Below are 14,150 nucleotides of genomic sequence, written 5' to 3'. Positions count from 1 at the left end.
AGAGCAACCGACCATCTTCACCATTGTGATGTGATCGGCACTACAGTGGCAGGGGAGCGGAGGAACGCAGAATATGGCACGTGAACAGGCTGTGTACGGCAACCCGTGGGTAGCAGTGCGGCCCGGAGATGACGTAGCGGTGTTGGCACGTCGACTGTCGAGTGCCCATCAATCCTTTATCGACGCCCACGACGGGGCTGCAATAGCGGACGATTCGCGCGTGCGGTCCGTCGTGCTCGAATCCTGGATGCGTAGTCGAAACAAGGGCGTCGATCCTGACGTCGTCGGTGCTCCGGAGATGCTCGAGGGGCTGGATCTCGAGAGTTATCGCTCGTCCCATCCCATGTCTCTCATCCGGCCGGTGGTTCGAAAACTGCTGGTAGAGGATGCAGCGGATACAGGCCTGCTGATCGCGATCAGCGACGCACACGGTCGGTTGCTCTGGGTGGAGGGCGACAGCGCCGCCAAGGACCGGGCACTGTCGATGAATTTTGTCGAAGGCGCCGACTGGAGTGAAGACCGCGTCGGCACCAATGCTCCGGGGACGGCACTCGCGCTCGATCATTCGGTACAGATTTTCGGTTCGGAGCATTTCAACCGCACCGTGCACGACTGGAGTTGTTCGGCCGCGCCTGTCCACGACCCCACGACCGGACAGATTCTCGGCGCCATCGACATCACCGGTGGACCTCGGGTTGCCGTCCCGGAAGTGTTGTCGTTGATTCGTGCAACGGTGGCCGCCGCCGAATCGGAACTGCGGTTCCACCTGATCAACTCGCCGATCCCGCTCACTGCCTCAGCTCCGAGGCTGGAGACGTTCGGCGGCGGACGGCCGACTCTCGTACGCGGCGGTGAGCGGATTCCGGTCTCACAACGTCACGCCGAGATCCTGCTTCTGCTCGCGGAACATCCGGAAGGGCTCAGCGCCGATCACCTTGCGGTTCTCCTCGACGAAGGTGAATTGGACGGTGTCACTGTTCGCGCCGAGATGTCTCGCCTTCGTAAGGTTTTCGGCGCCGATCGGTTGGCGTCGAGGCCCTATCGCATCATTACCGAGTTCGCCACCGACGTCGACGACGTCCGCAAGGCTCTGGATCGCGGTGACGCAGCGACGGCCTTGCGCTTGTATTCCGGCCCGGTCCTGAGTGGATCCACCGCTCCGGGCATCGACGCAATCCGGGACGAACTGCGCACTCGGGTTCAGGCCGCGCTTCTTCGCGGCGGCGACGCCAACCTTCTCGCCAAGTGGACCACGTCGGTACATGGCCGGGAGGATTCGGTCGTCTGGGAGGCGTACCTGTCGACACTAGACCCGAAATCTGCACTGTATTCGCAGGTCAAGGCAAAAATTGATCTTCTGGACCGGCAACTCGGCCTCTGAGGAACGGGCGCGTTGCACCGACCGAACGGGCGCGTTGCACCGACGCAACGTAGTTGCAACGTTGCAACTCCTAGTGTTGTGAATCACACCCCACCGCGGGGTGGGACTGCAGTCACCGATCTCGTGACTGTGCCCAGGAAGATCACGTTTACATAGGAGCTTGCAATGACCGTGTACGCCCGCCCAGGTACCGCCGACGCGATCATGTCCTTCCAGTCTCGATACGACAACTGGATCGGCAACGAATGGGTTGCTCCGGTCAAGGGTCAGTACTTCGAGAATCCGACGCCGGTGACCGGACAGAACTTCTGCGACGTGGCACGTTCCACCGCGGAAGACATCGAGCTCGCTCTCGACGCAGCACACGCGGCGGCACCGGCCTGGGGCAAGACCTCTGTTGCCGAGCGCGCCATCATCTTGAACAAGATCGCCGATCGCATGGAGGAGAACCTCGAATCCATCGCGCTTGCCGAGTCCTGGGACAACGGCAAGCCGATTCGTGAAACCCTCAACGCGGACATCCCGCTTGCCATCGACCACTTCCGCTACTTCGCGGGAGCGATTCGCGCACAGGAAGGTTCGCTCTCGGAGATCAACTCCGACACCGTGGCGTACCACTTCCACGAGCCGCTCGGTGTAGTCGGTCAGATCATTCCGTGGAACTTCCCGATCCTCATGGCCGTGTGGAAGCTGGCTCCCGCACTTGCTGCCGGAAATGCCATCGTCCTCAAGCCTGCCGAGCAGACGCCCGTCTCGATCCTGCACCTCATCGGCATCATCGGTGACCTGCTGCCTGCCGGTGTTCTCAACATCGTCAACGGATTCGGCGTCGAGGCCGGCAAGCCGCTCGCATCGAGCCCGCGCATCAAGAAGATCGCGTTCACCGGTGAAACCACCACCGGACGCCTGATCATGCAGTACGCGTCGCAGAACCTGATCCCGGTCACCCTCGAACTCGGTGGCAAGAGCCCCAACATCTTCTTCTCCGACGTGCTCGCCGCTAACGACGACTACCAGGACAAGGCGCTCGAAGGCTTCACGATGTTCGCGCTCAACCAGGGCGAGGTCTGCACGTGCCCGTCGCGTTCGTTGATCCAGGAAGATATTTTCGACGACTTCCTCGCAATGGCTGCAATCCGCACCAAGGCTGTGCGCCAAGGTGATCCGCTCGATACCGACACCATGATCGGCGCGCAGGCCAGCAACGATCAGCTCGAGAAGATCCTGTCCTACATCGAGATCGGCAAGGCCGAAGGCGCCAAGGTCATCACCGGCGGCGAGCGGGCTCAGCTGGGCGGCGACCTCTCCGGCGGCTACTACGTGCAGCCGACGGTCTTCACCGGCAACAACAAGATGCGCATCTTCCAGGAAGAGATCTTCGGCCCGGTCGTATCCGTCACGTCCTTCAAGGATTACGACGAGGCCATCGAACTTGCCAACGACACTCTCTACGGTCTCGGCGCCGGCGTCTGGTCGCGTGATGGTGGAGTTGCCTACCGTGCGGGCCGTGACATCCAGGCCGGCCGAGTGTGGACCAACACGTACCACCAGTACCCGGCACATGCCGCCTTCGGTGGATACAAGCAGTCCGGTATCGGTCGCGAGAACCACCTGATGATGCTCTCGCACTACCAGCAGACCAAGAACCTCCTGGTCAGCTACGCGCAGAAGGCTCAGGGATTCTTCTGATCCTCGCTTCGCGCACCAGGTAAAGACAACACGAGAATACGAACACACGGAGGCTGGAATGGACGCTACTGATGTCACCGCAACTGATGACACGGCAGGCGTCGTTCCACCCCGTCTCGTGACTACCGCTGGGGCGGCTGATCTTCTGCGCCGCCTCAGCGGAAACCACGGCGAACTGATGATGCACCAATCCGGTGGATGCTGCGACGGCAGCGCACCGATGTGTTATCCCGCAGGCGAGTTCATCGTCGGTGACCGTGACGTACTGCTCGGCGTCATCGATCTGCGACTTGGGGTCGGTGAGGTTCCGGTCGACCTGCCCGCGGGTACGGATGCCGTTCAGGTCTGGATTTCCGGATCCCAATTCGAAGCGTGGAAGCATACCCAGCTGGTTCTGGACGTTGTGCCCGGTCGTGGCAGCGGTTTCAGTCTGGAGTCTCCTGAAGGGTTCCGATTCCTCAGTCGAGCACGGGCTTTCACGCAGCAAGAGAACGATGTGCTCAACTCGTCCGCAATCTTGGTCGGCGCGCAGTGGGAGGCCGGGGTGCGTCCCCTTCCGCCAACAGTTCCTCAGGTTGTGGCCGAAGCGGTGGACGCTTGCCCGGTTCCGGGCATGGCCGGCCGAGCCTGAGCGTTTTACAGTCCCGTCATCGCCGCGGCGATTGCCAATTACTTCTCACCCATACTGTTGAGCCACGCGGCGCCGGGCACTGGCGTCGTTGAATTCTTGACCGATTCAGAGGATGGACATGTCTCTTTCCGAGCACGTGCCGGACAAGTCGACGGGCGCGCACCACGACGGCGCCGATTTTCATGCAGAAGACAATTCGTATCTCGAAAAACGAACACTCCGCAAAGGCACGGCAGGATGGGTGCTGCTGGCCGGATTGGGAGTCAGCTATGTGATTTCCGGCGACTATGCCGGATGGAACAACGGACTGGCCGAGGGCGGATTCGGCGGTCTGTTGATTGCTGCCGTTGTCATCGCCGGCATGTACTTGGCGATGGTGCTGGGCATGGCCGAGATGTCGTCGGCTCTCCCGGCTGCTGGTGGCGGGTACACATTCGCCCGTCGTGCCTTGGGTCCATGGGGTGGATTTGCCACCGGCACTGCGATTCTCATCGAGTATTCCATCGCACCGGCCGCCATCGCGACGTTCATCGGTGCGTACGTCGAGTCGCTCAATCTGTTCGGAATCACCGACGGTTGGTGGGTCTACCTCGCGGTGTACGCGATCTTCATCGGCATTCACCTCACCGGTGCCGGTGAGGCGCTCAAGGCGATGTTCGTGATTACCGCCATTGCTCTCGTCGGCCTTGTCGTCTTTGCGGTTTCCGCTGTGGGACTGTTCGATTCGTCGAATCTCACCGACATCGCCGTCGATACTTCCGCGGCCGGGTCGTCGTCGTTCCTGCCCTTCGGTTTGATCGGAATCTGGGCGGCAGTTCCCTTCGCGATCTGGTTCTTCCTTGCGGTGGAAGGTGTTCCGCTCGCAGCCGAGGAAGCGCGCGAGCCGGAGAAGAACGTCCCGCGCGGCATCATCATCAGCATGCTGATACTGATCGTCACGGGCGCAGCAGTTCTGTTCCTGGCGACCGGCGCATTGGGTGCCGACGCGTTGTCCACGTCCGGAAACCCGCTGGTCGAAGCGCTCGGTGACAGTGGCGCCGCCAAGGTTGTCAACTACATCGGGCTCGCCGGCCTGGTCGCGAGTTTCTTCTCGATCATGTACGCGTACTCCCGTCAGACCTTTGCGCTCTCGCGTGCCGGATACCTGCCCAAGAATCTGTCGGTGACAAACAAACGCAAGGCCCCGACACTTGCGCTCGTAGTCCCCGGAGTCATCGGGTTTGCCCTGTCGCTCACCGGAGAAGGCGCGATGCTGCTGAACATGGCGGTGTTCGGCGCGGCTGTCAGCTACGTGCTGATGATGGTGAGCCACATCGTGCTTCGCAAGCGGGAGCCGAACATGCCCCGTCCGTATCGGACTCCCGGCGGAATTGCCACCACTTCATTTGCTCTTGTCGTCGCAGCGATATCCGTGGTCGCCACGTTCCTGGTCGATCCGATCGCAGCACTTCTCACGCTCGTCGCGTTCGGTGTTCTCATGGCCTATTTTGGTCTCTACAGTCGACATCATCTTGTTGCCAACTCGCCGGACGAGGAGTTTGCTGTACTTGCACAGGCGGAAGAAGAACTGGAATGAGCATGTACCACCAACAGGTTTCGGGCACGACTTACTCGTTCGAGAGTCTCGTCGACCTCATGGCCAAGGCGACACCACTTCGATCAGGTGACGAACTGGCCGGTTGCGCGGCGCACTCCGACGCGGAACGCGCTGCTGCCCAGTGGGTTCTGGCAGATCTTCCGTTGAAAGTATTTCTGGAAGATCTCCTCGTTCCGTACGAGGACGACGAGGTCACTCGGCTCATCATCGACAGTCACAACCGTCTGGCCTTTCAACCGATCGCGCACCTGACCGTCGGCGGCTTGCGGGACTGGCTCCTCGAGACTGCGTCGGCGCCAGGTGCCGCGGCACAACTTGCGGCGGTGAGTCCTGGCTTGACCCCGGAGATGGTAGCGGCGGTCAGCAAGATCATGCGTAATCAGGATCTGATTGCGGTCGCGAAGGCGATCAACGTCACCGCAGGTTTCCGGACCACCATCGGTCTGCCTGGTCGGCTGAGCACCCGGCTACAACCCAACCATCCCACCGACGACCCGCGGGGAATCGCCGCGGCCACGCTCGACGGTCTCCTCCTGGGTTGCGGCGACGCCGTCATCGGGATCAACCCGGCAACGGACTCTCCGCAGGCCACATCGGATCTGTTGCACCTCCTCGACGACATCCGGCAGCGATTCGAGATTCCGACACAATCCTGCGTGCTCTCCCACGTGACCACGACGATCGGACTGATCGAATCCGGTGTACCGGTCGATCTCGTCTTCCAGTCGATTGCCGGCACCGAAGGCGCCAATTCCGGCTTCGGAGTGAGTATTCCGCTGCTCCGAGAAGGCAACGAAGCCGGTCGGTCCTTGAACCGGGGGACTGTCGGGAACAACGTCATGTATCTCGAGACCGGGCAGGGTTCGGCGCTCAGTTCCGGCGCTCACCTCGGCACCGGCGGCGCTCCCGTCGATCAACAAACTCTCGAAACGCGCGCGTACGCGGTGGCCCGCGACCTCGAACCACTCCTGGTCAACACCGTCGTCGGATTCATCGGGCCTGAGTACCTGTACGACGGTAAACAGATCATCCGAGCGGGCCTCGAGGATCATTTCTGCGGCAAACTGCTGGGACTGCCGATGGGCGTTGACGTGTGTTACACCAACCACGCCGAGGCCGACCAGGATGACATGGACAACCTGTTGACCCTGCTCGGCGTGGCGGGTGCGGCATTTGTGATCGCGGTTCCCGGGGCGGACGACGTGATGCTCGGGTATCAGAGTCTGGCATTCCACGACGCGTTGTACGTGCGCCGGGTGTTGGGGCTGCAACCTGCCCCGGAGTTCGAGGCATGGCTGCACGGATTGGGGATGACGGACGGCGATGGACGATTATTGCCCGTAGACGCCTCCCTCTCACCGCTGCGAGCACTGACGGTGAACCGATGAGCGACGACTCGGCACCGGTTGTCGATTTCTGGAGTCCGCTCCGTTCGACAACGCAGTCTCGAATCGGCTTGGGCCGCACTGGAGATTCGTTGCCTACCACGCGAGTGCTCGAGTTCAAAGCCGCTCACGCTGCCGCGCGGGATGCCGTTCACGTTCCGCTCGATTCTGAGATTCTCGCTCGACGGGTCGAAGCCGTCGGAATCGGAGCGCCCGTGGTGGTGACCAGCGGCGCGTCCACCCGGAGCGAGTACTTACGCCGACCCGATTTGGGACGCCGGCCGGCTGATCTGCGTGCGATCGAAACGTCGGACCAGGACATTGGATTCATTCTCGCGGACGGACTCTCACCGCGCGCCCTCATGGATCACGGTGAGCAGTTGCTCACAGCGCTTGTTGCCGTGCTGGGAACGACGTATTCGATTGCGCCGCCCGTCATCGCGACCAATGCGAGGGTTGCGTTGGGTGATCACATCGCGGCGGCGATGGGTGTGCAGACTGCAGTGGTCCTGATCGGCGAACGGCCTGGACTCTCGGTTGCCGACAGCGTCGGGATCTATCTGACCCATCTTCCTCGAGTCGGACGCACGGACGCGGACAGAAACTGCATCTCCAACATCCATCCACCGGAAGGTCTGGGCTACGAGCAGGCAGCCCGCGTTGTCGCGGGTTTGGTGGCCGGTGCCCGGAAGCTGGGGCGTTCCGGTGTAGACCTCAAAGACACGTCGCGGGCAGACCAGTTGGCATCGGGTGAGGTGCTGACCCTCGAGTAGTGCCCAGAACAGTGCTCAGATGAAGAGCACTCGATATCTGATGCTTCCCTGAACCTTCCCCACCAGATTGCCGGCGTGGACGAACCACCTACCGCGGGGCATCGGGCAGATCCGTTGGGGTACAAGTGGGTTGAAGAGAAGCAAGGCAAGGAGGGTCGCGGCGACGATACGAGGAGCAGTCCGGCGCTGACCGTGTTGACGGAACCGTGAGTACAACTGCGCCGTGGCGATTCCGTAGGCGCGGGTTTGATTCCAGGTTCCGCGATACGTGTCACGAAGGCGGTAGGCAACCACGGCATCGGGTGCGTGTGCCAGCGTCATGCCGGCCAACTGCAGGCGCCAGCAGAGGTCGATATCCTCGCCGGAATTGACGTATCGGAGATCAAATCCGTCGACCTTGTCGAATGCTGTGCGCCAGATGCCGAAGGTGCAGGTAATGCCGTAGGGGAGGAAATCCTCACTGCCGAACTGCGTTCCGGTGAAAGTGCGCCACGTGGCAACCTCGCTCGAGTTGATCGACGCGGTTTCCACCACTCCGCCAACGGCATCCGAGTTTTCGGCGGCGCGGACGATCGCACTGAGCCACGACGGGTGGACGCGATCGTCTGCGTCACAGAATGCGATGAAATCGCCACTGGATGCGGCAACCCCGACGTTGCGTGCGTAGCCGCCGCCCCGTCCGGCCGACGCATCCACCAGGCGGAGGGAAAGGGCATCGGTAGACGGATGGGTCGCGATGTACGCGGCGAGTCCGTCGGTGGAACCGTTGTCGGCAACGACGACTTCGAGTGCTCCCTCGTAATCCTGCGAGGAAAGCGCGGTCAGCTGTTCGCCGATGTGGTCCATGGCGTTATACGCAGGGATTACCACGGACACAAGGTGCGGTTTCACGCGCCAAAGATACCGTATGCCTGGTAAAGCCGCTGCGTCGGATTTGCCGCTGGTCGCAGGTAGCAGCGCTGGTGTGGCCGCTCCTGTGATGTGATTGCTGTCGAGCCCGTCAGGGCTTGCGATTCTGTTTCGGTATGTCGCACCAGTGTGAGAGCCGCCAAGGCGGCACGTGATGAGGAGAGAACGATGGCCTTTGCCGGCAACGTGGACGAATTGGCGCTGCTTCAGTCGGTGCGGCTCAAGGAACGCGTCGGATCGGGTGTTCTTGCCGAGCACCTGGGAGTGAGTGCGGCATCCGGACAGGCCGCGTACGACGCCCTGGTCGAACAGGGTAAGGCCGTGGAGAGCGACAATGAGATCAGTCTGACGGACAAGGGTCTCGCCGAGCTGAACGATCAGCTCGATGCCGAGCGCGTGTCCATCGACGAGGATTCGATTCTCGAGGTCCTCGAAGCCTTCCTGCCGTTGGACGAGGAATTCTCAGCTCTCCTCGCCAGTGCTGACGCCGCGTCGCTGGCAGAGCTGGATCGCCGCGCGTCCAACGTGTTCGACGATCTGTCCGCGTTTGTTCCGCGCCTGTCGCGGTATCAGGACTTGTTCTCCGACGCGCTTGCGAAAGTTCAAGCGGGGGAGTCGAAGTGGATTGCGGAACAGGGAATCGACTCGTACGCCACGGTGTGGGTGGAGATCCGCCAGGAGTTGTGCGAGGCGGCTGGCAAGTCGGAGAACTGAGCGTAGTTTCTCGCAGTTGGCCGTCCGTCTCCCCCGGGAGTCGGACGGCCTTCGTCGTGTCACAGCGAAGTGAAACTCGTTACTTCAGGACATGAAGCGTGATGCGCATCACCCCCCACCCCCTTTCGGGGGTAGTGCGGGGGTGAGCCGGATCACTACCTTTCCTCTTATCGACGGTGAAGCCCACAGGGCAACACCACCGGACCACGGAGGAATCGAGTGACCACAGTCTCTCCCGCAGGGGGATCGAGTGCCGCAGGCACTGCGGCAGCCCCCGCGAAGACAACGAGTGTGCGGCGAGTTGCCATCGCCAGTTGTATCGGCACGACCATTGAGTTCTACGACTTCTTCATCTACGGAACCGCTGCGGCGCTTGTCTTTCCGACGGTCTTCTTTCCGGCGCTCGGGGCCACTGCCGGCACAGTGGCGTCGTTCGCGACCTTTGCCGTTGCCTTCATCGCACGGCCGGTCGGCGCAATGTTGTTCGGGCACTTCGGAGATCGCATCGGTCGCAAGAAGACGCTCATCTCCACTCTGTTGCTGATGGGTATTTCGACGCTGCTCATCGGTTTGCTGCCCGGCGCCGACACAATCGGTGTTGCAGCTCCGATCATCTTGGTGCTCTTGCGCTTCGGTCAAGGATTTGCAGTCGGTGGTGAATGGGCGGGCGCAACCCTGCTCACCGCGGAATACGCCCCGCCCGGCAAACGCGGCCTCTACGCCATGTTCCCGCAACTCGGCCCGGCCATTGCTTTTGTTCTCTCGAGCAGCACGTTCCTCATCACCGGCGCAGTTCTCGGCGACACCAACCAGGCATTCCTCGATTACGGCTGGCGAATCCCGTTCCTGTTCTCCATCGTGCTCGTCGGTATCGGCCTCTACATGCGCCTCGCTATCGAAGAAACTCCGGTCTTCAAGGCGGAGCAAGCTGATCGCGTCGCAGCGGAGAAGAACGAAGCCCCCCGCACCCTCCCGTTCCTGGATGCATGGCGTTTTCAGACCAAGGAAATTCTCCTCTCGGCCGGTGCGCTGGCCTGCCTGTTTGCCTTCTTCTATATGGGTACGGCATTCCTCACGAGCTACGGCACCAAGACGCTCGGATTCTCCCGCCCGTTCGTCCTGTCCGTCGGTATTGCGTCCGCCTTTGTCTTCGGCGCCGCGATCATCGTCTCCGCGCTGTACTCGGACCGGATCGGACGTCGCAAGGTCATCATGATCTCGTGTGGTCTGGCTGTGGTGTGGGCACTTATTCTGTTCCCGCTCCTCGATACCGGAACCCCTCTTGCATTCATCCTCGGAATGTTCGGCACTCTGATGATCTTCGGAATCGCCTACGGCCCGTGTGGCGCACTGCTCCCGGAAATGTTCCAGACCCGCTACCGCTACACCGGTGCCGGCCTCGGCTACAACCTCGCCGGTGTTCTGGGCGGCGCGGTGCCCCCGCTGATCGCAGCCCCGCTGGCCTCGGCCTACGGGAGCATGGCCATCGGAATCATGCTCGCAATCCTCGGTGTGGTGAGTCTCGTCTGCACCTGGGCGCTCGTCGAGACCAAGGACCACGCACTGTAAGGACAGTTGTCGGGCGGGGTGTCCGGACTTCAGACAGTTACGGACACCCCGCACCGGGAAGTATGTCGTGCATCACACCGAATCGAGTAAATTCGTAGATGAGAGGGTCCGCTGCGGCGGCCCCTCTCATAGGTGCCTGAACAGGTAACCGGAGAGGACAGAACACATGAGTACGCCGCTGCCCAGCTATACGTCCGGAGTATGGGACGGTCCGATGCTGGGCGACACCATCGGAGACAATCTCGATCGCACGGTTGCCGCGCACGGCGACCGTGATGCGTTGATCGACCATGCCAGCGGTCGACGATGGACGTACCGGGAGTTCGCCGAACAAGTGAACGGACTCGCTGCCGGACTTCTTTCCCGTGGTGTGGGGAAGGGCGACCGGGTGGGGATGTGGGCTCCCAACTGTCCGGAATGGACGTTCACGCAGTATGCGACGGCAAAGATCGGCGCGATCCTGGTCAACATCAATCCGGCGTATCGCTCGCATGAGTTGCAGTACGTGCTCGAGCAGGCCGGAATCTCGACACTGGTGTCTGCGGCCAGCTTCAAAACTTCGGACTACGCGTCGATGATCGAGACGGTGCGGCCGCAGTGCCCTGATCTGACGTCGGTGATCCTGCTCGGTTCACCCGAGTGGGACGGCGTGCTGGCGGACGGGTTGGCGGCGCAGGCAAGCGATCCGGCTCCTCTCGCCGCTGCGCAGGCTGCCTTGTCTGCGGACGATGCGATCAACATCCAATACACCTCGGGCACTACCGGTTTCCCGAAGGGCGCGACGCTCAGTCATCACAACATTCTCAACAACGGCTACTTCGTCGGCGAGTTGTGCCACTACACCGAAATCGACCGCGTGTGCATTCCGGTGCCCTTCTATCACTGCTTCGGCATGGTGATGGGCAACCTTGCATGCACCAGTCACGGTGCCGCGATGGTTATTCCGGGTCCGGCATTCGATCCGCGTGCGGCACTCGAGGCTGTGCAAGCGGAGAAATGCACGTCCCTCTACGGTGTGCCGACGATGTTCATCGCAGAGTTGGCGTTGCCGGAGTTCGATACATTCGACCTGTCGAGCCTGCGAACCGGAATCATGGCCGGCTCACCCTGCCCGGTCGAGGTGATGAAGCAGGTCATCGATCGCATGGGGATGGCCGAGGTATCCATCTGCTACGGCATGACAGAGACGTCTCCCGTGTCACTCCAGACCCGCTCGGATGATTCCATCGAGCAGCGCACCGAAACGGTCGGACGCGTCGGACCGCACCTCGAGATCAAGATCGTGGACCCGGCAACAGGATTGACGGTGCCGCGCGGAGAACCGGGCGAGCTGTGCACGCGCGGGTACTCGGTCATGCTCGGGTACTGGGAGAACGCGGAAAAGACTGCGGAGGCGATCGACGCTGCCCGGTGGATGCATACCGGCGACATCGGTGTCATGGACGAGGCCGGGTACGTCGCGATCACCGGACGGATCAAGGACATGGTCATCCGCGGCGGCGAAAACGTCTACCCCCGCGAGATCGAGGAGTTCCTCTACACCCACCCCGACATCCTCGACGCGCAGGTGATCGGCGTGCCCGACGCCAAGTACGGCGAGGAGTTGATGGTGTGGATTCAGATGCGCGAGGGCGCACGCGAACTGGACGCCGACGCCGTACGTGCCTACTGCACAGGTAAATTGGCGCACTACAAGATTCCGCGGTACGTGCATGTCGTCGACGAATTCCCCATGACCGTCACCGGAAAGGTGCGCAAGATCGCGATGCGCGAACAGGCAATGGAACTGATCGGGCAGGGCTGAGTCGTGTTCGATTCTTCAGGAACTCGCGATCCGGTTCGGCCCGAGATCGCGCTTTCCTGGAAACGCTCGCGGCTCAGCGGAGTCGACCCGTCCGCGGCAATCGCAGTGGATACCGCCGACCAGGATGCCGAGAGCCGGTTGCTGCGCGCGGCTACTCCGGTGCTCGACGAAGTTGCGCAGCAGCTCGCGGGCACCGGATTCTGTGTCCTGCTGGCAGATCGGGAGTGCCGCGTTGTCGCGTCGGTGTACTCGGACCGTCTGGTCGAGCGGACGATCGAGCGTTTGGGTGTAGTCAACGGTTCACGATTCGGTGAAGAACATGCCGGCACCAACGCCCTCGGTACGCCGCTCGAGGTGGGGAGAGCCGTGGTGATCCACGGCGAGGAGCATTTTCTCGACAGCCTCAAAGGTCTCAGTTGCTACGGACAGCCGATTCTGCACCCGGTGACTCGCCGGGTCGAAGGCATTCTCGACATGACCGGTATTGTCTCGCAAGCTAACCCACTGTTCGCGCCGTTCCTTGCGCGGGCAGCGGCGGACATCGAGAAGCGACTACTCGAGGGATCGAAAGCGTCGGAGCAGCGATTGGTCGACGCATTCCAGAGAGTGTCGCATCAGCGCAACATTGCCGTCGCGGCCATCGGCGACGACATTTTGCTGAGCAACCGAACGGCGTTGGATCTGCTGGACACCGCAGACCACGTATCGCTCCGGTCTTTGATCGCCGACCTCAACCCGGACCAATCGAGATTGGTAACAGTCGAATTGGCGTCCGGTGCACTCGCGCGAGTTCAAGCCGACAGAATTTCCGGCGCCGACGGTGGAGCGCTTTTCCTGGTCGAACCACTCCAGCGTGAGCGGGCGCCAATTCGTCGAACGCACGAGCGGACTCCGTCTCCGGGGGAACGACTGCGCCGCGATCTGATGCGGGCGCGGGCGTCGTCGTCCGCAGTTGCCATCTCGGGTGAAGCAGGTTCCGGTCGAACTTCGGCAGCATCGGACGTGGTCGGGAGCGTCGACGCCAGTTGGCACGATGCCACGCGAATCGCCTTCGACGGCCGTGAGCAATGGGTCACCGATCTCGTGCGAGCTGCCCGAAGGCGCTCGGGTGTTGTCGTGATCGAACAGGTGCAGCTGCTTCCCGATTCGGTGTTGCCCATGATCGCGGACTTGATCGACGCCAGCGCTGAGGGGCCGAGGATCGTTATGACCAGTGGAGCAGTAGCAGACCTACCGCCGACCATCGCGGCGTTGCTCTCGCGTTGCGCTTCCAGAGTTGTCATCACCCCACTGCGCGAGCGGCAAGCCGAGATTGCCGAGTTGGCGCAGGCGATGCTGGAAGGGATCTCGCCCGAACTGAGGTTGACCGCCAGTGCTGCCGAGGCGCTCACAGCGGCCAGTTGGCCGGGCAATCTCGCCGAATTGAGAGTTGTGCTGCATCGCGCCGCGGGCGATCGCGCGAGCAATCGCATCGACGTCACCGACCTGCCTGAGGACTATCGCACGACCACCAAGGTGTCGCGGTTGGCAGGACGGGAAAAAGCGGAGCGTCAGGCGATCATCGGAGCGTTGAAAGACTGCGGCGGCAACAAGGTTCACGCGTCGGCGCAGCTCGGTATCAGCCGAAGCACCCTGTACACGCGGATGCGGGCACTCGACATCACTGTCTAAGTTGCTGTCCGAACTCAGTTGTACAAA

The 14,150-nt window shown here is 61.9% G+C and carries 11 protein-coding genes; 10 read left to right on the top strand and 1 reads right to left on the bottom strand.

Features of this window, described 5'->3' with window-relative positions:
* Positions 1-73 precede the first annotated feature (73 nt).
* From C7T36_RS04135 to eutC, 6 genes are all read left to right on the top strand, one after another.
* Positions 74-1,381 carry a helix-turn-helix domain-containing protein gene (locus C7T36_RS04135; protein WP_045070879.1) on the top strand — a complete coding sequence of 436 codons (1,308 nt, stop codon included), beginning with the start codon at positions 74-76 and terminating at the stop codon, positions 1,379-1,381.
* A 165-nt stretch (positions 1,382-1,546) separates the two neighbouring features.
* On the top strand, positions 1,547-3,070 hold the full coding sequence (gene adh / locus C7T36_RS04130; RefSeq protein ID WP_033236961.1) for an aldehyde dehydrogenase: 1,524 nt from the start codon (positions 1,547-1,549) through the stop codon (positions 3,068-3,070).
* Between the two features lie 58 nt (positions 3,071-3,128).
* Entirely contained in the window at positions 3,129-3,701 is a 573-nt protein-coding gene (locus tag C7T36_RS04125) for a DUF779 domain-containing protein (RefSeq protein ID WP_045070876.1), read from the top strand.
* Between the two features lie 112 nt (positions 3,702-3,813).
* Positions 3,814-5,277, top strand: a complete 1,464-nt coding sequence (eat, locus tag C7T36_RS04120) for an ethanolamine permease (RefSeq protein WP_092801744.1) — start codon at positions 3,814-3,816, stop codon at positions 5,275-5,277.
* Positions 5,274-6,686 (top strand): ethanolamine ammonia-lyase subunit EutB, encoded by a 1,413-nt coding sequence (locus C7T36_RS04115; RefSeq protein ID WP_045070874.1) that lies wholly within the window; start codon positions 5,274-5,276, stop codon positions 6,684-6,686. The genes eat and C7T36_RS04115 overlap by 4 nt, the downstream gene beginning before the upstream one ends.
* The gene (eutC, locus tag C7T36_RS04110) at positions 6,683-7,456 is read left to right on the top strand and encodes an ethanolamine ammonia-lyase subunit EutC (RefSeq protein ID WP_045070871.1); all 774 of its coding nucleotides are present in this window, start codon (positions 6,683-6,685) and stop codon (positions 7,454-7,456) included. Before C7T36_RS04115 ends, eutC begins: the two co-directional genes overlap by 4 nt.
* 15 nt (positions 7,457-7,471) lie before the next feature.
* On the opposite strand, the gene C7T36_RS04105 is transcribed toward eutC, so the two are convergent.
* A complete protein-coding gene (locus C7T36_RS04105) occupies positions 7,472-8,347 on the bottom strand; it encodes a glycosyltransferase family 2 protein (protein WP_052683641.1) in 876 nt (291 codons plus the stop codon).
* A 186-nt stretch (positions 8,348-8,533) separates the two neighbouring features.
* Between C7T36_RS04105 and C7T36_RS04100 the strand changes: the two genes are divergently transcribed.
* The 4 genes from C7T36_RS04100 (at position 8,534) to C7T36_RS04085 (ending at position 14,123) form a co-directional block, all read left to right on the top strand.
* Positions 8,534-9,079, top strand: coding sequence for a hypothetical protein (locus C7T36_RS04100; protein ID WP_033236954.1), 546 nt, complete (start codon positions 8,534-8,536; stop codon positions 9,077-9,079).
* Positions 9,080-9,298: 219 nt separating this feature from the next.
* The gene (locus tag C7T36_RS04095) at positions 9,299-10,648 is read left to right on the top strand and encodes an MFS transporter (protein WP_045070869.1); all 1,350 of its coding nucleotides are present in this window, start codon (positions 9,299-9,301) and stop codon (positions 10,646-10,648) included.
* Between the two features lie 166 nt (positions 10,649-10,814).
* The gene (locus C7T36_RS04090; RefSeq protein ID WP_033236953.1) at positions 10,815-12,452 is read left to right on the top strand and encodes an AMP-binding protein; all 1,638 of its coding nucleotides are present in this window, start codon (positions 10,815-10,817) and stop codon (positions 12,450-12,452) included.
* A 3-nt stretch (positions 12,453-12,455) separates the two neighbouring features.
* Positions 12,456-14,123: a sigma-54-dependent Fis family transcriptional regulator gene (locus C7T36_RS04085; RefSeq protein ID WP_045070868.1), complete on the top strand. Its 1,668-nt coding sequence runs from the start codon at positions 12,456-12,458 to the stop codon at positions 14,121-14,123.
* Positions 14,124-14,150: the final 27 nt, after the last annotated feature.

The sequence above is a fragment of the Rhodococcus sp. AD45-ID genome (assembly GCF_003023755.1).
GTDB classification, from domain to species: domain Bacteria; phylum Actinomycetota; class Actinomycetes; order Mycobacteriales; family Mycobacteriaceae; genus Rhodococcus_F; species Rhodococcus_F globerula.
Note: the sequence above shows the minus strand (reverse complement) of the source record. Positions and strands in the feature narration are given on the sequence as shown.